The sequence below is a fragment of the Yoonia sp. I 8.24 genome, from assembly GCF_022096995.1.
Taxonomy (GTDB): domain Bacteria; phylum Pseudomonadota; class Alphaproteobacteria; order Rhodobacterales; family Rhodobacteraceae; genus Yoonia.
Genome location: NZ_JACXGQ010000002.1, coordinates 1 through 19,754, shown reverse-complemented (window position 1 = coordinate 19,754; position 19,754 = coordinate 1). Strand labels below are relative to the sequence as shown.

The following is a 19,754-nucleotide window of genomic DNA, read 5'->3' as shown; positions in this document are numbered from 1 at the left end:
TAAACTTAGACGCGAAATGACACTACTGCTACACTTGATTTTATTTGCGATATTTGGAGTTATTTTATGACTGAGAAAATTTCTTATGACCGCTTCCTTGAGATGATCCGGAATCCACAAACTTCCGACGCGGAGATAGCTCCATATGTAGAATTAATATCTGTCAATGGAGCCCTAGACTTTGAAGTGAACGTAAATCCTCTCACTGTGGAAATGACAGCGGCCGATGAAGAGCTAGAGAGCGCCATGTCAATTGGAAATGGCCTTGCGAGATTTAGGAGGCGGTCTCTTTTCTTCAGCGTTGCAAAGTCACATCCAGAGCGTGCAGTGGTTGTATCCGAAGGGGATAGTTGGTTTCAATTTCCGATCTTGATCGAAGAAACAATAGACAAACTGTTACCAAACTATAACATTTGGTCGCTCGGCTCAGCCGGAGCGACCTTGGAAGAAATGACATCTGGTCCGATCAAACCTCGTGGTTTTGAATTCTTGCTAGGCTTGCGAAAACACCGAAAACAGGTAAGAGCCTTTTTGTTTTCAGGTGCTGGAAACGACGTGTTAGGTGAAGACCCAGTGAGTGGTGACTCCATGTTGGCTAGCCTGCTAAGGCCATATAACGGCGATCGCGATGACATCGAAGGCCATATAGACAAAGAGGCATTGCACGAACGTATTGAGGCGCTCGAGAGTAAGTATAGAAAGGTAATCGAGACCGTGCACTCTGAGCCGGGTCTAGAGCGACTGCCTATTCTAATCCACGGATACGACTATGCGTTTCCTTACCCTGCAGGACCGGAGGACATCCGTAACCCCGTTTACGCGAAGCGCGACCAATGGCTTGGCCGAGCCTTTCAGCAAAAAGCTATAGCGGATCCCCAGCAACGTAGAAAAATCATTATCGTATTGATTGACCGACTTTACAGTATGCTTGAAGGATTGAGAGATACACCGGGGCAAAAAAACATTCACGTGGTCGATTGTAGGGGTGCTATGCCAAGAGTCACCGATTGGAACGATGAAATTCACGGCACCTCAAAGGGGTTTTCCGAAGTAGGAAGACGTTTCGAGGCAAAGTTGAAAGAGGTCATTGGCACTGAGGGCGTTTCCTAATGAATGATATCCCTGATCCCATTCCATCCCCTCCAGGACATATCATGAGCCGGGCTGGCATCCTTGTTGGTTCGATATTGATCTTAGTCGGTGGAACGGTAATGCTGGCTCCTTTGTTGCCGTTCTGGGTCCGCAGCGATGGAGACCTAGCACTACACTTGGCGAGTTACACTGTCTTCTATTGGTTTGGACTCCTTCTTCTCTTGGCAGGGATAACTTCTCTCATTACATCGCTTATTCCGTTTGATGCTACTGGAGCAGGGAACCTAAAAATTGGCAGTTTTGAACTGCCGGTACAGATTACTGGTGCTGCGTTCTTACTGTTCTTCCTCATTCTTGGTGGAGCGTATGCAACTAATGTTTACGGACTTGATGAAGTGCAAGATCGCTATAGGCGAACTGCTGAATCTTTAAAAATTGAACAGGAGTTTCCGATACTGAAGGCACGCCATGATGCATATCAAGGCATTCTTGAAGCAAGGATCACCACAGGTTTGGCGTTGCTAAAAATGCGTGTTGAATGCCCCGATGGAGGAATCCATTGGATTAAGTGGAGCGAAGAATTGAATGAAAATGGTGTATTTGAAGGAGTAAAATGGACCGATGGGTCTGATACCACGCCGATAACAGTTTCTCGTGGGGTAGGATTTCAACTGCAGACTGCGCTCGGGGATCCAATCATTCGAACTGAGCTGGATTTGATTGGTGATGACTTGGTTGCGACGATCCGTCCGATGAGAGTTTCACTTTTTGACTATTGTGGTCGTCTAGCCGAAGAGGTCGATGCGCCAACGGTCACTACCGTCGATGCTGCTCCAAACAATCCTGACCTAACTAGACAAGCTGCTGAGATCGGAGCAAACCAATGATACTTAAAATCGCTGTGGTTTCATTTTTATTTGCCAGTTTTTCGTCCGCTGCCCATGGGCTTACTCTTGGCGATCTATTGGAAAATCGCAATATTCCCGTGCATCAAGCTATTGATGGACTGGATGAGGATGAACGGATCAAAGTTTTGTCTGAAGTGGCTCTCCGGTTGGATTCAGAAACTGTCGATATGGCAGAGCTTCTTTGCGCAGTCCGACCGTGGAGTCTTGGATCAGATGAGCGGGACTCAGACTTACAAGTTGAAATCTGGGTGCTGATGGCCAATCAGGATGATGCTGAAACTGAAGTATTCAAGTGGCTAGACTGTGCCGCCGCGAACAGAGAAGGGCTTTACCGCGCATTAGTATTAGATCCTATGTTTGACCTTCGTCAGGCTTATTGTACCGGAATTTTAGGAGGGGACGCCCTTTCCGCGAGAATTACCCTCTTGGAAAACGAAATTCGAGAGTTCAATAAAATTATTTCGGATGGTATGAACGATGCTGCAGGTGGAAGCGCGTCTATGTACTCCTACTTTCCTGTTCGCAATGAACTGCGGCTGGCGAACCTTGGTGCGGCAAGAGCCGTTTCTATTGAAGAAAGTGACCCTGCGGGTGCCCGTCAAATTTTGGAATCCGTCGCCAATCGCCTCGAAAGAGTTCAAATGGATTTAGACATTTCAGGCACAAGAAATGGGTGGCGTATACATAACGACCTCGATTTTTATGCAACGCTTTACAGGTGGTTGTCGCGAGGTTCAGGAAGCCAACTTGATTTGTCCCGATTTCGCAACCCTACGCCAGCAGCTCAAAACCCTTTTTATAAAGAAGCTATCCGGACATACGTTCCTGACAACTATCAAGATATGATCTACATTGAGCGGTTTTTGCCTGGTGCCCAGACGAACGATGCAAATGACCAAACTCAAGAATGTTCTGCTTGGAGAAGAAGGTCGTATAGTCCTGCGGCAATTTCTGAAGTGATAGCGACACGATGTACTGACTTTAACAGCTTGCGTGAGTTTGATTCTTGCATGTTGGAGTACGAAGCTGACGATTGGACATTACGTTTTTCAAACCTTCCAACACGACAAGCACGACAAGCGCTTTCTGATGCTGAAGAATTCGCGCGGCGATTGAGTGAGCCCCTCGCTCGCTTGGGCGCATCGGAGTTGACTGCAAAAATCGCCTCATTACAACAAAATTCCATAGGGCAACGCACCGTGACCGAAGCCGACGCAGAATTCACAACGTCTGAGCGTGCTGTTTTGGAGATGGCGTTTGATGATGTAACCTTTGCAGGTGTCGATCCTTATTTTCGAAGGCCAAGGTCTTACTAGCCGGGTCTGGCCCGAATTTGTTAAGTTGGGCTGCGATTGCACCTGCTAAATCCAACTGGGACATGGTAATCCCCCCATTTTTAATGGGGGGATTACCATGCCGCCAGTCATCGGCTCTCTACTTCTCAGTAAGTACCTTTTCCGAAAGCTCCTTTAACTTAGGATATCTCCAGCTATCATAGTATGTAGATCTACTACTCGGTCTAAAAAGTGTCTCGATATCTTGTTGTTTAGAAGGGTACCAAAAGTCCTCGCTCTTCAAAATTTGGCAACCAACTATCAAATATCGAAAGATTAATTCAGAACAAATAACCTGTTCTACAACAGGCCCTTCAAAACAATAATTGAATCCAAATCTTTCATTGAAGACCTCAAGAAAGTTGGTGTTGGAAATTACGCAAACAATAGCGTCTTCAAGCAATTTATCATCAACAACTTTCTCAGAAGAAACATCTCTACGCGAAAAAAGACGGAATTTTTGGACGACAGCACACTGAATGATGTTAGTAGCAATAGAAACTTTTGTTCCTATACGACCAACAATCAAAACATCCAGATTTTCTACAGAAGCATCGCCAACGTTCCTTTCCCTAGGTGAAATGCATGAAGTTAATCTGCGGGCGATCCTCCAAATGTTCTTAACAGCGCCATCTTGGAAATCGGCATCATTTTCAGCTCGCAGCATGTAATATTTACTTAATGCCAGGGCAAGCCCTTCATTGACAAATCGTTCGGACTCTAAGCCCCTTACTTCTGACCAAATCGAGCCTTTGCGCGACGCCCTACTGGACACACCATTTGACACAATTGGGGTAAAGGTTTGCGAAACTGGCATATGTATCGACCATCTTTGGAGCGGTTCAGTGCAAGATCTCGATTTATCAAGCCTTCTCGACAATCGGCTAGGCGACTGGCTCGGGGGAGAGATCTTTCCGGAAGGCATAGTCCGACCCGACAGGCTGCGTCTTCGCTCGAAACACTCATTGTAGATAACGATGGCGGCTATGCTTAGTCAAACACCAGTGGTGCAAATTCATATCTCCCGGTTCTGTAATTACCGATGCTTGCATTGTTATTCGTCATCCGGGCCACACCAGAAAGAGAGCCTGAAAATACCGGATGTGCTGGCATGGACTGCAAGCTTATTTGCTTCGGGTTATCGTCGCGTTTGCTTGTCTGGAGGAGAACCGACGCTTGCCTCCGGCTTTCTCGAATTGGCGAATGGTCTGTCAGATCAGGGTTACCGAGTGTCCATGATCACAAACGGATCGCGAGTTCAAACCGTATTGGATGCTATGAATACAGGTGCGGTTCAACACACCTCTGTCAGCTTTGACGGACCAAAAGCGCTTCACGATCAGATTCGTGCCAAAGCGGGTGCCTTCGATAGAGCTCTGTCGACGATAAAAACCCTTGCACAATCAGGGTTGTCGTGTGGCGTGGTACCACGGGATTCTTCCGTTATTGGGGGGGTATGAAGGTTACGTACTTTACCAAGCTCCGCGTCAGCAGGCGTAAAAGCGTTCTCCCCCAGCGGGATTCTCTGAACCTGTTGACTGAGCCGATTTAGTAATGTGAATGTAACGCATTGATTGCGGGCCATTTTTTTCGAAAGTGAAAACTCTCTTCGACGCCAGTCGCGTTCGACCAGATGAAACTGAAATCGGAATGTTTTCCGAGCATCTGCGGTAGCGTGGTTCTCCAAGATCGCGGCGGCGCAACAACTGGCATCATGGGCGGAAACCGGACATTCGCCGCGTATGCGAAGCTTCGTTGCATCATGTGAGAAAGCCGCCGTTCGGCAGCACGTGACACTTTCAACAACAGCGAATGGCAGGAACGAGCCCAATTTTGACCGAAGCTGTTGCATCAACAAATGTCGGCTTTGATGACCTTCGCTGTTTGGAAAGTGCATTTTGCAGAATAACTGTTGGCAGGTCTAACCCTTCGCCTTTAGATTGGGCAAAACCTTTACGGTCGCCCCACCGGAATTCCAGCCTCTTTAAAGTGAGGTGAAAGAAATCTCAGCCGTCCTGCTCGAGACCGCTCAGTCTTTTGGCACTGCTGGGGTCGACTGCGAGAGAGATACCACTAGCCTAAACGGGTTGCCCATCGAACTGCGCAAGGGTGACGCCACTCTCTTGCAATGCACGGCGAACCTCGGATGCAATGCGGACCGCTGTTGGGGTGTCACCGTGAAGACAGATCGTATCTATGCGCGTTTCGATGCGTTTGCCGCTTTGGGTGATTATGGCGCCTTCGCGGACCATTTCGGCCATGCGGAGGCCTGCCTCGTCCGGGTCATGGATCACGGCACCGGGTAGCGCGCGATCAACCAAGGTTGCGTCGTCGTTATATGCCCGATCCGCGAAAATTTCGCAGGCAACTTTGCAGCCCAAGGCAGATGCGGCCCGGTGCTGGGCCGTGCCGGCCAGAACCATGATGATAATGTCCGGCGCGACATCAAGCGCGGCTTCATAACAGGCCTTGGCCATCGCCTCATCCTCGGATGACATATTCGCCAGCGCGCCATGAAGCTTTAGGTGGCGCACTGTGCCGCCTGCAGATTTCGCCATGGCCTGCGCTGCACCTAATTGATACCGTACCAGATTTTGTAGGGAGTCAGAGGCAATGTTCATCCGTTGCCGCCCGAAGCCGTGCAGATCAGGAAAGCCCGGATGCGCGCCGATGCCGACGCCTTTTTCAGCCGCCATTTTCATTGTCGTGGCCATCACGTCCCAATCTCCCGCATGAAACCCGCAGGCGACATTGGCAGAGGTCACGATATCCAGAAGGGCTCCGTCATCGCCCATTTTCCACGCACCATAGCTTTCGCCCATATCGGCGTTTAAATCGACCATTTGTGTCATTCTATATTCCCTCAATGTCTTCGTTTCCGGCGACCATTCCGCCAATCAGATTGTACGACAGCAGATCACGCATAAGGTGCGGATCACGGATCAACGGGCGGCAGTGCTTGCCCAGCTCTGCGCGTCGTTGAGCATCAGCGTGTTCCAGCTCTACTGCCTCTTCCAGATCTACAAAACGAAACCGCAGTTCTGCCCCCGCTGGCGCCTGCGCCACGCGTGGCAGATCGCAGGGTAAAACCGTTCCGATCCGAGGGTAGCCGCCAGTTGTCTGGCATTCGACCATCAGCACAAAGGGCGTGCCATCGCCCGTGACCTGAATGTCGCCGGGCAGCACGATTTCTGACACCACGTTGCGTCCGCCTTCGATATGATACCCACCGCCATCGGGGATCAACGCCACACCCATCCTGTTTGCCCGCGCCGCGCGGTGCAGGGGTTCTGATTGCAGGCGACCCAATTCAGCCTTGCCGAAAAGGTGGGTTTGAAAACTGGGGGTAAGGCGAACCTCACCACCTTGAAAACGGTCTTCGATGTCGATCACCCTGTTTGTTTCGCGCCCTTTATCGGTGCCAATAGCCAGAGCTTCGCCATCCTGCAATAAAGCGCCAATTCCGGCAGAGAGATGCGCGGAACCCGCCCCCAAGAAAGGATCAGGCGCAAACCCGCCGCCAACATGCAAATAGCCGTAGCACCCCGCCGTGGCCGCGCCGATGGTCAAACGCGCACCGGCTGGCAGCCTGTGCGAGGCGTTCCACACCACCGTTTCACCGTCGATGGTGACGCGCATGGGCGCGCCAGTGAGAGCGATGCGAGTGTCTTCGCTCGCCTGAAATTCCCCACCTAGTGCCGCCATTTCCAGCGCAAGCGTATCAGTAGGCTGACCAAGCAACGCCGCGCCCTCGGCCAGCGCCAGCCTGTCCGATGCCCCGCCACACGACAGGCCAAGCGCCAGATGGCCGGGGCGCCCCATGTCCTGCAATGTCATGCTAGGACCGGCGCGTAAGATCGTCAGTTGTGCGCTCATTTGAGTGTCTCGTAGGTTGCACCGCCGTTGGGATCGCCGCGCATGTTGTTTAACGACCCTGCATCCGTCGCGGTGAATTGCACTTCGTCACCGGGCCGCAAAAGGATCGGATCGTCGGCATCGGGTTGGAACAGGTTGATAGCCGTCTGGCCGACGTGCTGCCAGCCGGTCGGCGCAGACACGCCAAACAATACAAATTGCCGGATCGCCACAACCAGCGCGCCTTTCGGGACGCGGTCAGTCAATTGGCTTTGGCGAGGAATATCCCAGGCCTCGGGCAATTCACCCAGATAGGGCTGACCGGGAGAAAACCCGAGCGCTTGGACACGCACGCGTGCGTTTGAAAGAGAGGTCTCCGCCTCGGCTTCGCTCATTCCCGCTGCCATCGCGGCCTGTGCCAATTGCGGGGCCAGATCGCTGCCATAAACGGTCGGAATGCTCCAAAAACGCCGCCCTTCGGGCAAGGCGGCATCAAACCAGTTGCGGTGTTTCAAAAGAGTATTGACCTTGGATTGCAGCACATCGTGCGGCAGATGCAAAGGATCAAAGCGAACGAAACAAGACACGAGCGTCGAGGATGTTTCCTCGACACCGTCCCAACCTTCGGCCTCGATCGCGGCACGAAAAGCCAATGCTGCGCGGTTGGCAGGTTCGCTGAGCCTGTCGCCAAAGCTGACAAGAAGACCGTCCACACCTCCGGTGCGGATCATGGGAAATGCATGAGAGGATTGAGTCACATCTGCTCCGGCAGGTAAGTCACGATGGATGGGAAGATCACGATTAGAGCCAACGCGACGACCATCAAAAAGAAGAAAGGAAGTGCCGCATAGGCGATCGTCAGAATATCGCGCCCGGTCAGGGATTGTAGCACAAAGAGGTTGAAACCAACCGGTGGGGTGATCTGGCTCATCTCAACAACGATCACCAGATAGATGCCAAACCACAGCGGATCAATTCCGGCCTGTTGCACCATCGGCATGATGACCGAGGCCGTCAGCACCACGACCGAAATTCCGTCAAGAAAACAGCCAAGGATCACGAAGAACACTGTTAGCGCAGCCAGCAGGGTAAATGTCGACAGACCAAGCCCACCTATCCATTCGGCAAGGATACGCGGGATGCCGGTAAAGCCCATAGCAACGGTCAGGAAAGACGCCCCCGCAAGGATGAAACCGATCATGCAAGAGGTCACAGTTGCGCCCATCAACCCCTCACCAAAACTCGCGCGGCTTAGCGTGCCGGAACTCCATGACAGGATCAGCGCCAGCACGACCCCGACAGCAGCAGCATCCGTTGGCGAGGCGATGCCAGCATAAATCGAGCCGATCACCCCGCCGATCAGCATCATAACCGGTAGCAAACGACGGGAGCGGCGCAGCTTTTCGCGAAAGCTGGCCGAGATGTCTTCCATGGGAAGGGTTTCACGGTTCAACGTGGCCCATATCGCGACATAGCCTACGAACAAGGTCACCAGCAGCAGCCCGGGCAGGACGCCGGCAACAAACAACCGCGCGATGGATTGCTCGGTCGCCACGCCATAAACGATCAGGATGATTGATGGCGGGATCAATAGCCCCAGCGTCGCCGATCCGGCCAGCGTCCCGATCACCATCTTTTCAGGATAGCCCCGTCGCGACAGTTCGGGAATAGAAAGCTTGCCAATGGTGGCGGCCGTTGCCGCCGACGATCCGGATACCGCAGCAAAGATCCCGCAGGCAAAGACATTGACGTGCAAAAGCTGCCCCGGCAGGCGGTTCATCCACGGTGAAAGGCCTGTAAACATGTCGTCGCTCAGGCGGGACCGAAACAGTATTTCTCCCATCCAGATAAACAGCGGCAACGCGGCCAAGGCCCAGGAATTCGAATGGCCCCACATGGTCGTCGCCATAACAAGACCCAGCGGCGCGTTGCTGAACAAAGCCATGGCTGCAATGCCAACACCCAACAGCGAAAGAGCAACCCAAAGCCCCGCGCCGAGGAAGGCAAAAAGAAGGACAATCAGAATGACAGAAAGGACGGCAACAGACATAGTTTGGGCTCCTATTCGCTTAGCAGGTTTTCGCCCTTGCCGTCCCAAGACGCAGGACGACCGCGCAAAAGGCCGACAAGTTCGTCAAGCAAAGCAATGGTGAGAATAGTAAGGCCAAACGCGACGGGCAGTTGCGGCAACCAAAGCGGAACGGAGACCATGCCGGACGACCGATCACCATATTCAAAAGATTCATAGACAAGCTGGAAGACGAACCAGCTTGCATAGGCGCTCATCGCCAAGGCGATCGCGACGGTGACAATTTCAAAGCCGCGCTGCGCGCGCGCCGGCAGGCGGCTCAGCAAGAGCGTAACGCGGATGTGCCCGCCTTCCCGAAGTGCATAGGCAAGCGCAAGAAAGGTCGATGCAGCTAGAAAGAATCCTGTGAAATCCGCATAGGACGGGATCGTCAGCCCTAGGCCGGTTCCGGTAATGGCAGCGGCGATCTTGTCTGCAATGTTAAGGCAGACCTGCACAAAAACGACCGCGACGATAGCCACAATGAAGGCTGCAGCCAACCCGCCAGATATACGATAAAGACTGTCTAAAGCTCGCCGCATGATCGCTTCCTTTATGGCTGATGGGGGTAGGCAGGGCGCTGTGGTGCACCCGGCCAGTTAGGTTATTGGCCGTAGGCGTTCAGCAATGCCGCACCGGCGTCGCCTGCTTCGGCGCTCCAGTTTTCCAGCATTTGCACACCAATCTCGCGCAGCTCTGTCATCAGCTCTTCTGATGGCTCGACGACAATGATGCCGTTTTCAGCCAAAACCGCAGTTTGTGCTTCGGTTTCGGCACGGCTCATCTCCCAGCCGCGGGCCTCTGCTGCTGCTGCGGCATCAAGAACAGCGGCCTGAGTGGCCTCGTCCAGACGGCGGAAAGAACGGGTGTTCACCACGACGACGTTCTTGGGAATCCAGGCCTGAATGTCGGTGTAATGGGTCAGAAAGTCCCAGGCCTTGGAATTCACGCCCGTCGAGGACGAGGTGATCATCGCCTCGACACGTCCGGTGCTGAAGGCCTGCGGAATATCCGGATTTTCGACCTGTGTGGGAGCGGCACCTGCAAGGTTGGCGAATTCTTCGAGGGTGGCGTTATAGGTGCGGAACTTCAGCCCCGCGAGGTCTTCGACCGAATTGATTTCGCCGGTGGTATAAAGCCCCTGTGGCGGCCATGGCACCGAATAGAGAACCATCATGCCCTGCTCGTCCAAAAGCTCGGAAATTACGTCTTTCTGGGCGGCCCAAAGCCGTTCTGCATCTTCGTAGTTGGTGGCAAGGAAAGGCAGCGAATCCGCGCCAAAGGCCGGATCTTCATTGGCTAGAAGCGACAGGAAAAATTCGCCAATGGGCACCTGGCCGCTGCGTACAGCCCTGCTGATTTCGGGGTGTTTAAAGAGCGACGCCGCAGAATGGACGTTGATTTCGAGAGCGCCATCTGTGGCCGCAGCCACGTCAGCGGCAAATTCGGTGATATTGACGGTGTGAAAGGTCGCGTCCGGGTAAGGTGTCGGCATGTCCCAAGTTTCGGCCTGCGCACTGATCGCCAGACTTGCTAGAGCGGCGGCAGTCCCGCCAAGAATTCGTGAAATGAGCATTTTGCTCTCCCTACTTTGTTGGATGAAAACAGGCTTGCACTATGCTTACATTTCGTCAACGTTTTATAAGTTTGATCGCCAAATTCAGTCCCGCCTGTTGATATACTGGGGAAATATTGACATCATATGCGGAAATTATCAGCGAATTGAGCATAAAGAGAGCCATAAATGACCGACATCCCCCCCGCTGACCGCCGAATCGTCTCATCCCGCCACCTCGCCCAAGGCGACGGCTGGGAGCTATCAGAGCTCGAATTCGGGCTGATCGTTGGGTTTAATGCCTTCTCGCGATGGGTCACACGCTGCATGGCTGCTGCGGGCCAGCCCGACCTGAGTCCTCTCGAAATTCTGATCCTGCATAACGTCAACCACCGGGATAAGGACAAGCGGCTCTCTGACATAAGTTTTCTGCTGAACATCGAAGACAGCCATACGGTGAATTATGCCCTGCGCAAATTGCTAAAGGCTGAATTGTTGGTTTCGGAAAAAAGAGGCAAAGAAGTATTTTATCGTACATCACCCGAAGGCATCGCCCTGTGCGAAGCTTATCGCGACGTGAGGCGGCAATGCCTGCTGAACGGTCTATCGCCCGCAGAAATGAGCGGCGCAGAACTGCGTGAACTGGCCCGAATGCTTCGCGCCTTGTCTGGCCACTATGACCAAGCCAGCCGCGCCGCCGCCACACTTTAAAATCGCCGCTCGCTCCTGCATAGAAACCGCTTCGCCCTATGTTTTCGACAGGCACGCATCCCGTTTTTCGATCATTCGTTGAACTCTCGCGCCTCCAAACCGCAGCCCTTCAGAAATCTGCGTTACGACGCTGTACTGTACGGCCCCAGGCCTTCGCCCTATGCTCTCGCTTGGTGCAGTGGATTTAGGCCAATGTCGACTTGCTCTGTCGTACAAAACTGTTTTCGCGCATCTCAGCTAACGGCTCCTTACCGGACCCGGTGCTTTTCGCAAGAGTTGTAGCCTCAAGAAAGCAGTCATTGGCTGCAAAATCTTCCAAGTCGCCTTTGTCCGCAGAGCCGACATCGATCGTCAGTTTTGCGCGATTGTCACGATGCAAGCGCGGCGAATGGCTCCTGCGAGCCAATTTTGTTGAAAAACTCTTTGCTGCATCTACAAATTTCGAAAATGTAGGAGCCTGTTCTCCAATGAGGTTTTTACACGCTGTGAAGCCGTTTAAATTCTTGCAATCTGGAATTTTGTTCTGCCAAATTTGGCCTCAATGTGCTGTATGAGAGTTTTTCATCAGAATTAACCCATTTTGACCTGTGCTGCATTCCTTACGAATGGCAGCTATATGAGGCCGAAGTGGACTGACGGTGTGACAAATCTGGCCCTATGCCTGCAGGGTGAACTGCGATCTGGTCTTGCTAAAATCCAGTAGGAAAAACGCTTATGTGCACAGACAATGGTTCAGCGATACCAACCGTGACGATTGAAAATGAACGCGTCCGGGTCACGGAATGGCGCTTTAAAATGCGTGGCGACAATACCGGCTGGCATTGTCATGAATACGACTATGTTGTCATTCCCCTATTTGACGGTGTTCTTGAGATCGACTTGGGCCAAGGCGAACGCGTGACAGCGCAGATGCAAAATGGGGTGCCCTACTTTCGCGAAATTGGTGTTGAACACGATGTTATCAATGGCAACGACTTTGAATGTGCCTTTGTCGAGGTTGAGCTGCTAGAGTCCCGAAACGATAAATCCGCCTAAACACACCCAATGGGTTCAATTTTGAGGTTCCCGTTGTTTCCTCACCTCCCAATACCTTGACCAAGCCGCCGAAACCCGCTTCCCTTGATTGAAAGCGTCGACGCTGTCGACGTCAGTTATTTTCCAACAAATATGCCTTCGAAAGGATTTGAAGACGTGCCCAAAAACACGACGACTTTTCGAGGTATCGTCTTGATGTCTCTGGCGATGCTGGGGGTCCCCGTTGTTGATGGCATCGCAAAGTATCTAAGCACGAGCTATTCGCCGCTGTTTATCGGCTGGGCGCGCTATGCCGTCGCCGCAATGATCGTGCTGCCTTTAGCCTATCGGCGCTATGGCTTCGCGTTCTTCCCCGAAAAGCAGCGATTTGCCCATTTGGTGCGGACCGCGTTCCTTGTAACGGCAATGACGCTTTATTTCCTAGCTATTGCACGGATTCCAATCGCGCTTGCGGTAAGCGCTTATTTTGTCGGGCCAATCGTCGCCACCGTTCTATCTGTCTTCTTCCTTGAAGAAACTTTGACGCTTCGCAAACTCCTTAGCCTTGCGATTGGGTTCGCTGGCGCGCTTGTCGTGTTGCAACCGTCTGGAGAGATCGAGATTGGCGTCATCATGGCCTTTGGCGCAGGGCTTTTCTTTGCGCTTTACCTAATTGCGACACGGCAGGCATCGCAACAAAGCGATCCCATAAAGACGCTCGCATTTCAGGTGGTTCTTGGCAGTATTCTGCTTGCCCCCCAAGCCGCGTTCACCTTTGCGATGCCAGCTTTGGATGTGCTTTGGTTATTTGTGGGTCTGGGCTTGTTTTCGGCCATCGCTCATCTTTTAACGATACAGGCATTTCAGCTGGCTGAAGCCTCAACACTTGCCCCGCTCGTCTATCTGGAACTGATCGGAAGCGCGATGATTGGCTTTCTTTTCTTCTCAGAGGTTCCAACCATACTGACAGTTATCGGCGCAATCCTGATTGTTCTGTCGGGTCTCATCCTGATTGAAAGAAAAACAACGGACGTTCGTAAAGGCTAGATGACAGGCAGCAAAGTCCCGCATTACCGACATCGAACGGGTCAAAATGCTGCGCACCTGCTCCAATGTCCGCTTCGGGGAAGCTGCGACGCAGCGACCAAGCACTTGGCCAATGGCCGGTTTGGGCCGTCCATAACAACCCAATCTGGACAAATCCGGCATGATACTGCAAAGCGGCTAATGACCGCGAAGAGCCCAAATCGACCGATGCTGCATGACGCTCGAATGACCACTAAGCGTGGGAAAGCGGAACTTCACTGCTAAATAACGTCGTCTTCGCTGGTATGCTGAAAGCGGTCATTGGAGAGGTTTTGCATCCGCCTTTCCCCCGCAACCGGATACGTCAGTTCAGCTCTCACGCTCCAAAAGACGTCGATTGGGTCGACGGGATTAGAACGCCGAGAAACTGGACAACTTCGCACGGGCCGCTCCAACCTTTGCCGAGCTATAGTTGCGGCACACCAGACATTGCGACGCCGTTTCGGTTGCCTCTCTTATGTGCGTGACATTGAATGCCTTGTCTAAAAAATCGCGAACCTGTCAGATGGTTGTGCAAAGGGCTCGATCAAGGCTTTGCATCGCTTCGGCCAGCTCAACCTCCGATGCAATGAAGGGCGGCGCGAGCATGACATGATCGCCACTTCGGCCATCGCGCGTTCCCGGCATCGGGTAACACGCGAGCCCTTCGGCAAAAGCCGCCTTCTTAATCTTTCCGGCGAGACCGAGACTGGGATCGAATGGCGTTTTGGTATCGCGATCCTCGACAAGTTCAATTCCCCAAAACAGCCCACGGCCGCGAATGTCGCCCACATGGGGGTGTTGTCCAAAGACCCGATTTAGCTCTCGACCCAGAAACTCGCCACGTTTGCGTACCTGCAAGACCAAATCGTTGTCCAATATTTCACTTAGGACTGCACGGCCCACCGCCGCCGCAATCGGGTGTGCAAGGTAAGTATGGCCGTGTTGAAAAAAGCCCGTCCCGTTGGCGATGGCGTCATAGATTTGAGATGTGCACAGCATTGCGCCGATGGGTTGGTAGCCAGCACCAAGGCCTTTAGCGATGCAGAGTATGTCAGGCGCGATGCCTTCGGCCTCACATGCAAATAGATGGCCCGTGCGCCCCATGCCGCACATCACTTCATCGAGGATCAAGAGAACACCGTATTGATCGCAAATCTCGCGGATGCGTTTGAAGTACCCTTCGACGGGTGGAACTGCGCCCAAAGTCGCACCGACAACAGGTTCGGCGAGAAACGCCATTACGTTTTCTGGCCCGAGGCGCAGGATTTCGGCTTCCAGTTCGTTGGCGACGCGCAGACCGTAGTCCTCAAGGCTCTCGTCGTCGCGACGCTCGGCATATTCATAGCACGGTGCAATGTGGCTAACGTCTATGAGCAGAGGCGAGAATTGCTGTTTGCGCCACTCATTGCCGCCTGCGGCCAAGGCGCCAAGGGTGTTGCCGTGATAGCTTTGACGACGGGCGATAACGTGTTTGCGGTTTGGCTCTCCATTTTCGAGGTGGAACTGGCGGGCGAGTTTCAGGGCTGCTTCCACAGCTTCGGACCCACCCGACACCAGATAGACACGGTCCAAATCGCCCGGAGCGTTGTCGATCAAGAGGTTGGCAAGATCTTCGGCGGGCTGGGTCGTGAAGAAACTGGTATGAGCGTAGGCCAGTGCGGCCGCTTGATCCTTGATGGCATGTATGACCCGCTCGTTACTGTGGCCAAGGCAGGACACAGCCGCGCCACCGGACCCGTCAAAGTAGCGCTTCCCGTTTTCATCGATCAGGAAACAACCATCGCCGTCAACCGCGGTTGGCATCGACGAATGACAATGGCGAGGGAAAATATGGGACATGTCAGTCTTCCTTCAGGGCAATGACGAATTGTTTGCTGAAGCTCCGCAGGTCATGGGCTTCGTAGAATCTATGAGCGTCGGCGCGCGTCAAACCACTGCACAATCGAATATGATCACAGTCGCTTTTACGGGCGCGATCCTTGGCGGCTTGGAGTAGCAAGCCGCCGATCCCTGCGCCGCGCGCATCCGCGGCAACATTCAGGTCATCGATATAGCAGGTCTTGCCCCAGCAAATATCATGCACAAACCGGAAGCCCAAGACGCCAATGATAATGCCGTTTTGCTCTGCCCCCAAGACGCGGTAGCCACCCTCAAGTGCTGCGTTCAGACGGGTGCGGAACGTGGTGGCGTCGAGCGTTGATCGCAAGTCCGCCAACAGTGGCACAGCCAGTTCAATATCGAGCGGATCTATGATCTTGATCATGGGGTGCCTTTCAGCCGAGCGTGTAGCGCCGAAACAGAGGCGGCGTTGTCTTCGAATGCTTGGCCTTCGCTATCAGTCAAGCTGTTCTCGAACCCGACCCGTAGATTGCCGCCCAGTTTTGCCGCCTCAACGAGGCAGGGGTGTTCTTGCGCCCCGAAGGCGCAAACCATCCAATTGCCACGCGCGGGCATCGCGTCAAGAAACGGCGATAGGTCTGATGGGGCCGAAGTTTGCCCATGCGTGTAACGACCCAAAACAAAGATGACGTCGCTTTGCTCAGGGCGGATGATGCCTTGGGCTTGTCGTTGCGCCAGCAGCACGATGTCATCCACACCATAAAGGATGTGTTGCACCTTGGTGCCGTTGTCAGCGCAAACGCCGTAAACCGCATCGGCAAGCTCGGGGGATCTGTCGATCTCGCGCACGGAAATAGACGCCCAACTGGGGCGCACAGCGGTGAGGCATTTCAGCTGCGCGGCAACGTCAAACAGGCCCGCCGCCTCGGTGGTGATTTGTACGGGCATATCCGGTAGGACGCGCGACAATTCCGCAAGCGTTTCAAGGTATCTATCCGCGTCCAGAGAATGCAAGCCCTCGTCGTCACGCACATGCAAGTGCAGGGCGTCGGCACCTGCGGCATGGCAAGCGATGGCGGTTTCGATGTTCTCTGTCACAGATATCGGTATAGCTAGGTGATCCGCCTTGCTGCGTCGCGCGCCACTTGGCGCTATCATGATGAACGGATCAGCCATCGATCAGGGTTTCATCAATGTGCCATCGGGATCAAACAGCGGCCCGAGCACGATTGTGGCTGCAAATTTTTGCCCCGCAATGTCGACATCAACGGCCGTGCCGTCCGCAACGGGCGCGTCCAGCAGGACCAGCGCCACAGGGCAACCGATACGATAGCCAAAGGATGTCGACGTGGTTAGCCCGATAATCGTATCGCCAAAATAGACGGGTTCATGACCCAGCGGTACGGCGTTTTTATCGTCGATCTTCAAGGAGGCGACGCGCCCCTCGTTATCTGTTTCGCGTTTGGCGGCCAGCGCCTCGGCGCCGATAAAGCCGCCCTTCTTGCGGGTGGCAAAATCGAGGCCTGTGTCAATCGGCGTGACGTCAGAATCGAGCTCGTGGCCCATGGCGCAGAACCCCTTTTCGATCCGCATGGACGTCTGCGCGAACATACCGGCAGGGACAGCGCCCGCGTCCGTCAAAGCGGCGTAAATCGCGGGGGCGTTTTCTGCTTTGCAGGTGATTTCCCAACCCGCCTCGCCGACATAAGACAAACGCGCCGCGCGCACGTGTTTGCCTGCGATATGGGCGGGGCCGATTTTGAAATAGCCGAGATCGTTCAGCTCTGGCGCACCGCATTCCGTCGCAATGCGCGCCGCGTCCGGCCCCATGAGGCCAAGCACGGCGTAGGCTTCGGTTGTGTCCTCTAGCTGAACATCAAAGCCGTCGCTGACCCGTTTGAAATGCGTCAGATCGCGTTTGATCGCATTGGTGCCGACAAACAGACGGTAGTGATCATCGGCAATGCGTTGCGCGGTGATGTCAGAGAGGAACGTGCCGTGCTCGTTCAGCACGGCTGAGTAGATTACCGAGCCCGGCTTGCGCGCCATGTAGCCTGCACAGCTGTGCAGCAAGAAGGCCTCGGCGTCTGGTCCGGTCACGTCGATCTTACCGAAGGATGAGGCATCAAAGATCGCCGCCTTCGTGGTGGCAGCTTCGACCTCAGCGGCGACATTGGCGTGCCAGTCGGGGCGCGTGAATGTCATCGCGGGTTCGGCGGTTCTGCCAAAATAAAGGGGGCGTTCGAAGCCGTAGAATTGCCCCATATGCGCGTTGGCGGCGCGGTATTCTTTGTCCAGCGGCAAGGCGCGCAAATCACGGGCCGTCGCCAATTGGCGCCCCGGATAAGCGATTTCATAATGCGTGCCGAGGATTTCAGGCGCGCGCGCCATCAGGTGCTCAAGCCCATTGAAAACAGGCGCAAAGCGTTTGGAGTCCGCCTCGCCCAGATCATAGGCCGTGCGGCCATGCACGATCTGATGGGCGAGGTTCATACCCGCGCCGCCACCCGATGCCATACCGACAGAGTTCATGCCGCAACCAAGGAACAGACCCTTGGTCTCAGCCGTCTCGCCCAACATGAACGTCCCGTCCGGCGTAAAACTCTCAGGACCATTCAGCAGCATCTTCACTTCTGCCGTTTCCAGAGCAGGCAAACGGTTCAAAGCATTCATCATCATGGGTTCAAAATGATCCCAATCTTCGCCCAACAGCCCGAATTCGAAGTCTGCGTTTAGGATACCCGGCTCGATAGGCTTGCCCATGGGTTCAAAACACCCGACCAGCAGCCCGCCGCTGTCATCGCGGATATAGAGGTGGTTGTCGTGGTCTGACAGCGTCGGCATATTGCCTTTAATCCCATCAATTGGCTTGGTCAGCAGGTAAAAGTGTTCGCAGGCAAGTGCCGGAACCTCGGCCCCAGCCATCGCCCCAACTTCCCGAGACCACAGCCCAGCACAAAGCGCGATCGCATCGCAGGTCACAACGCCCTTGTCGGTTTCAACGCCAGCGATGCGGCCGTTTTCCGTCATGATGCCGGTGACGCCCGTGTCCTCAAATATCTTCGCACCAAGTCCCTTGGAGGCTTTGACGAGGGCGGCGCAAACATCGGATGGCGACACACGGCCATCATCCGGCGACCAAACCGCGCCGATCACATCGTCGGCATTCATCAGCGGCCAACGCTCTTTCGCTTCGTCCACGGAAATGGAATCCACCTGCAGGCCGAATGCCTTCGCCAGTGATTCCTGACGTTTGATGTGAGTCAGGCGATCTAGGGTCGTGGCGATAGACAAAGACCCTTCTTGGATCCAGCCAACGGATTGCCCTGTTTCCTCTTCTAACTGTGCATAAAGGTCCACAGAATACTGGATCATTTTCGTCAGATTGTGTGAATGGCGCAGGGCCCGAACTTGGGCTGCCGAATGCCACGTTGTGCCGCTGGTCAGCTTGTTGCGTTCGAGCAGAATGACGTCGCTCACTCCCATTTTTGCAAGGTGATACAGGGTTGAGCACCCCATAATTCCACCACCAATGACGACAACGGAAGCGTGGGAAGGAAGCTCAGGCATTTTGGAGACTCAATATCAGTTGAAGAATATGTTGAGACTAGATTGAGCGAATTACAAATTCTGTCAATCTCCGCACAAAAAAACTAATGTTTTTTAAGTAGTCAGCGAAAAGAAGGCGATTCGGGATGGATCCCACACTGAAATCTAAAACATTATCAATACTTAAGGACACGTTGCCCGACCTGGCTCCCCGTCTTGGTGTGGTTGCAAAATACATCGTGGACAACCCTGCGGACTTCGGATTGGACCCAATTCGCGAGACGGCGCGCAAGTCTGGGGTGTCGACTTACACCTTGGTGCGCATGGCAAATCGGCTCGGCTTTACCAGCTTTGAAGAGCTGCGCGACCCGTTCCGGCATGCGCTTGTTTCGACGATCAATAGCACCGACGTACCAGACTGGATCAGCAGCCTAAGAGAAGGGTCAACCATTGGCCCAGCACAAGCCGATGCGGCAGCCAATTCCCTGAGTGTGGTCCAGCGGTCATTGGAGCGCCAGTCGGCCGAGCAAATGGAGCGTGTCGTCGACATGCTGCTAGGCGCGCGCAACACCTATCTGACGGCAGTGCGGGCGAGTTATGGTCTTGCCTATTATTTCCACTACGTCGGCCGTATGGCTTTGCCTTCATTGCAATTAATTCCGCGTCATATGAACAGCGCCATCGATGAGCTGAACGATGCAGATGAAAATGACGTTCTGGTTGCAATCACATTTACCCCATATTCAAAAGAAACAATCGAG

20 protein-coding genes are annotated in these 19,754 nt (G+C 53.8%); 8 read left to right on the top strand and 12 right to left on the bottom strand.

The features are described from left to right. The first annotated feature begins 66 nt into the window (after positions 1-66). From Yoon_RS03020 to Yoon_RS03010, 3 genes are read left to right on the top strand one after another with little or no spacing between them, the layout of a single operon-like run. On the top strand, positions 67-1,110 hold the full coding sequence (locus Yoon_RS03020; RefSeq protein WP_238110030.1) for a hypothetical protein: 1,044 nt from the start codon (positions 67-69) through the stop codon (positions 1,108-1,110). Next, positions 1,110-1,979, top strand: a complete 870-nt coding sequence (locus Yoon_RS03015; protein ID WP_238110029.1) for a hypothetical protein — start codon at positions 1,110-1,112, stop codon at positions 1,977-1,979. Before Yoon_RS03020 ends, Yoon_RS03015 begins: the two co-directional genes overlap by 1 nt. Further along, the gene (locus Yoon_RS03010) at positions 1,976-3,316 is read left to right on the top strand and encodes a hypothetical protein (RefSeq protein ID WP_238110028.1); all 1,341 of its coding nucleotides are present in this window, start codon (positions 1,976-1,978) and stop codon (positions 3,314-3,316) included. The genes Yoon_RS03015 and Yoon_RS03010 overlap by 4 nt, the downstream gene beginning before the upstream one ends. A 118-nt stretch (positions 3,317-3,434) precedes the next feature. Here the strand turns inward: Yoon_RS03010 and Yoon_RS03005 are convergent, their stop codons facing one another. Continuing rightward, positions 3,435-4,151, bottom strand: coding sequence for a hypothetical protein (locus Yoon_RS03005; protein ID WP_238110026.1), 717 nt, complete (start codon positions 4,149-4,151; stop codon positions 3,435-3,437). A 160-nt stretch (positions 4,152-4,311) separates the two neighbouring features. Between Yoon_RS03005 and Yoon_RS17975 the strand changes: the two genes are divergently transcribed. Continuing rightward, positions 4,312-4,794 carry a radical SAM protein gene (locus Yoon_RS17975; RefSeq protein WP_370642093.1) on the top strand — a complete coding sequence of 161 codons (483 nt, stop codon included), beginning with the start codon at positions 4,312-4,314 and terminating at the stop codon, positions 4,792-4,794. A 618-nt stretch (positions 4,795-5,412) separates the two neighbouring features. Here Yoon_RS17975 and Yoon_RS03000 read toward each other — a convergent pair. The 6 genes from Yoon_RS03000 to Yoon_RS02975 form a co-directional block, all read right to left on the bottom strand. Continuing rightward, entirely contained in the window at positions 5,413-6,186 is a 774-nt protein-coding gene (locus tag Yoon_RS03000) for a LamB/YcsF family protein (protein WP_238110024.1), read from the bottom strand. 1 nt (position 6,187) lies between these two features. Then, complete coding sequence (locus tag Yoon_RS02995) at positions 6,188-7,210, bottom strand: biotin-dependent carboxyltransferase family protein (protein WP_238110023.1); 1,023 nt, start codon at positions 7,208-7,210, stop codon at positions 6,188-6,190. Then, a complete protein-coding gene (locus Yoon_RS02990; protein ID WP_238110022.1) occupies positions 7,207-7,920 on the bottom strand; it encodes an allophanate hydrolase subunit 1 in 714 nt (237 codons plus the stop codon). The genes Yoon_RS02995 and Yoon_RS02990 overlap by 4 nt, the downstream gene beginning before the upstream one ends. A gap of 23 nt (positions 7,921-7,943) precedes the next feature. After that, the gene (locus Yoon_RS02985) at positions 7,944-9,239 is read right to left on the bottom strand and encodes a TRAP transporter large permease (protein WP_238110021.1); all 1,296 of its coding nucleotides are present in this window, start codon (positions 9,237-9,239) and stop codon (positions 7,944-7,946) included. 11 nt (positions 9,240-9,250) lie between these two features. Next, positions 9,251-9,799, bottom strand: coding sequence for a TRAP transporter small permease (locus tag Yoon_RS02980; protein ID WP_238110020.1), 549 nt, complete (start codon positions 9,797-9,799; stop codon positions 9,251-9,253). Positions 9,800-9,861: 62 nt separating this feature from the next. Next, positions 9,862-10,833 carry a TRAP transporter substrate-binding protein gene (locus Yoon_RS02975; protein WP_238110019.1) on the bottom strand — a complete coding sequence of 324 codons (972 nt, stop codon included), beginning with the start codon at positions 10,831-10,833 and terminating at the stop codon, positions 9,862-9,864. A 168-nt stretch (positions 10,834-11,001) separates the two neighbouring features. Between Yoon_RS02975 and Yoon_RS02970 the strand changes: the two genes are divergently transcribed. Continuing rightward, entirely contained in the window at positions 11,002-11,523 is a 522-nt protein-coding gene (locus Yoon_RS02970) for a winged helix DNA-binding protein (RefSeq protein ID WP_238110018.1), read from the top strand. 184 nt (positions 11,524-11,707) lie between these two features. On the opposite strand, the gene Yoon_RS02965 is transcribed toward Yoon_RS02970, so the two are convergent. Next, the gene (locus Yoon_RS02965) at positions 11,708-11,902 is read right to left on the bottom strand and encodes a hypothetical protein (RefSeq protein WP_238110017.1); all 195 of its coding nucleotides are present in this window, start codon (positions 11,900-11,902) and stop codon (positions 11,708-11,710) included. 335 nt (positions 11,903-12,237) lie between these two features. On the opposite strand from Yoon_RS02965, the gene Yoon_RS02960 reads away from it, so the two are divergent. Beyond that, on the top strand, positions 12,238-12,558 hold the full coding sequence (locus Yoon_RS02960) for a cupin domain-containing protein (protein WP_238110015.1): 321 nt from the start codon (positions 12,238-12,240) through the stop codon (positions 12,556-12,558). A 156-nt stretch (positions 12,559-12,714) separates the two neighbouring features. Beyond that, positions 12,715-13,584, top strand: a complete 870-nt coding sequence (locus tag Yoon_RS02955) for an EamA family transporter (protein ID WP_238110013.1) — start codon at positions 12,715-12,717, stop codon at positions 13,582-13,584. 540 nt (positions 13,585-14,124) lie between these two features. On the opposite strand, the gene Yoon_RS02950 is transcribed toward Yoon_RS02955, so the two are convergent. From Yoon_RS02950 to Yoon_RS02935, 4 genes are read right to left on the bottom strand one after another with little or no spacing between them, the layout of a single operon-like run. Next, the gene (locus Yoon_RS02950; protein WP_238110011.1) at positions 14,125-15,444 is read right to left on the bottom strand and encodes an aspartate aminotransferase family protein; all 1,320 of its coding nucleotides are present in this window, start codon (positions 15,442-15,444) and stop codon (positions 14,125-14,127) included. A gap of 1 nt (position 15,445) precedes the next feature. Next, positions 15,446-15,868, bottom strand: a complete 423-nt coding sequence (locus Yoon_RS02945; protein WP_238110009.1) for a GNAT family N-acetyltransferase — start codon at positions 15,866-15,868, stop codon at positions 15,446-15,448. After that, the gene (locus tag Yoon_RS02940) at positions 15,865-16,620 is read right to left on the bottom strand and encodes a 3-keto-5-aminohexanoate cleavage protein (RefSeq protein ID WP_238110007.1); all 756 of its coding nucleotides are present in this window, start codon (positions 16,618-16,620) and stop codon (positions 15,865-15,867) included. The genes Yoon_RS02945 and Yoon_RS02940 overlap by 4 nt, the downstream gene beginning before the upstream one ends. A gap of 3 nt (positions 16,621-16,623) precedes the next feature. Continuing rightward, complete coding sequence (locus tag Yoon_RS02935; RefSeq protein WP_238110005.1) at positions 16,624-19,014, bottom strand: FAD-dependent oxidoreductase; 2,391 nt, start codon at positions 19,012-19,014, stop codon at positions 16,624-16,626. 125 nt (positions 19,015-19,139) lie between these two features. On the opposite strand from Yoon_RS02935, the gene Yoon_RS02930 reads away from it, so the two are divergent. Continuing rightward, a partial coding sequence (locus Yoon_RS02930) for a MurR/RpiR family transcriptional regulator (protein ID WP_238110003.1) occupies positions 19,140-19,754 on the top strand: 615 nt, incomplete at its 3' end.

What these genes read in the sequence shown, in the direction of transcription:
- Yoon_RS02945 (WP_238110009.1), bottom strand. Translation starts at nt 15,868, where the DNA reads ATGATCAAGATCATAGATCCGCTCGATATTGAACTGGCTGTGCCACTG.
- Yoon_RS03010 (WP_238110028.1), top strand. Translation starts at nt 1,976, where the DNA reads ATGATACTTAAAATCGCTGTGGTTTCATTTTTATTTGCCAGTTTTTCG.
- Yoon_RS02975 (WP_238110019.1), bottom strand. Translation starts at nt 10,833, where the DNA reads ATGCTCATTTCACGAATTCTTGGCGGGACTGCCGCCGCTCTAGCAAGT.
- Yoon_RS03005 (WP_238110026.1), bottom strand. Translation starts at nt 4,151, where the DNA reads ATGCCAGTTTCGCAAACCTTTACCCCAATTGTGTCAAATGGTGTGTCC.
- Yoon_RS02940 (WP_238110007.1), bottom strand. Translation starts at nt 16,620, where the DNA reads ATGGCTGATCCGTTCATCATGATAGCGCCAAGTGGCGCGCGACGCAGC.
- Yoon_RS02995 (WP_238110023.1), bottom strand. Translation starts at nt 7,210, where the DNA reads ATGAGCGCACAACTGACGATCTTACGCGCCGGTCCTAGCATGACATTG.
- Yoon_RS02960 (WP_238110015.1), top strand. Translation starts at nt 12,238, where the DNA reads ATGTGCACAGACAATGGTTCAGCGATACCAACCGTGACGATTGAAAAT.
- Yoon_RS02935 (WP_238110005.1), bottom strand. Translation starts at nt 19,014, where the DNA reads ATGCCTGAGCTTCCTTCCCACGCTTCCGTTGTCGTCATTGGTGGTGGA.
- Yoon_RS03020 (WP_238110030.1), top strand. Translation starts at nt 67, where the DNA reads ATGACTGAGAAAATTTCTTATGACCGCTTCCTTGAGATGATCCGGAAT.
- Yoon_RS17975 (WP_370642093.1), top strand. Translation starts at nt 4,312, where the DNA reads ATGGCGGCTATGCTTAGTCAAACACCAGTGGTGCAAATTCATATCTCC.
- Yoon_RS02950 (WP_238110011.1), bottom strand. Translation starts at nt 15,444, where the DNA reads ATGTCCCATATTTTCCCTCGCCATTGTCATTCGTCGATGCCAACCGCG.
- Yoon_RS02970 (WP_238110018.1), top strand. Translation starts at nt 11,002, where the DNA reads ATGACCGACATCCCCCCCGCTGACCGCCGAATCGTCTCATCCCGCCAC.
- Yoon_RS02990 (WP_238110022.1), bottom strand. Translation starts at nt 7,920, where the DNA reads ATGATCCGCACCGGAGGTGTGGACGGTCTTCTTGTCAGCTTTGGCGAC.
- Yoon_RS03000 (WP_238110024.1), bottom strand. Translation starts at nt 6,186, where the DNA reads ATGACACAAATGGTCGATTTAAACGCCGATATGGGCGAAAGCTATGGT.
- Yoon_RS03015 (WP_238110029.1), top strand. Translation starts at nt 1,110, where the DNA reads ATGAATGATATCCCTGATCCCATTCCATCCCCTCCAGGACATATCATG.
- Yoon_RS02980 (WP_238110020.1), bottom strand. Translation starts at nt 9,799, where the DNA reads ATGCGGCGAGCTTTAGACAGTCTTTATCGTATATCTGGCGGGTTGGCT.
- Yoon_RS02985 (WP_238110021.1), bottom strand. Translation starts at nt 9,239, where the DNA reads ATGTCTGTTGCCGTCCTTTCTGTCATTCTGATTGTCCTTCTTTTTGCC.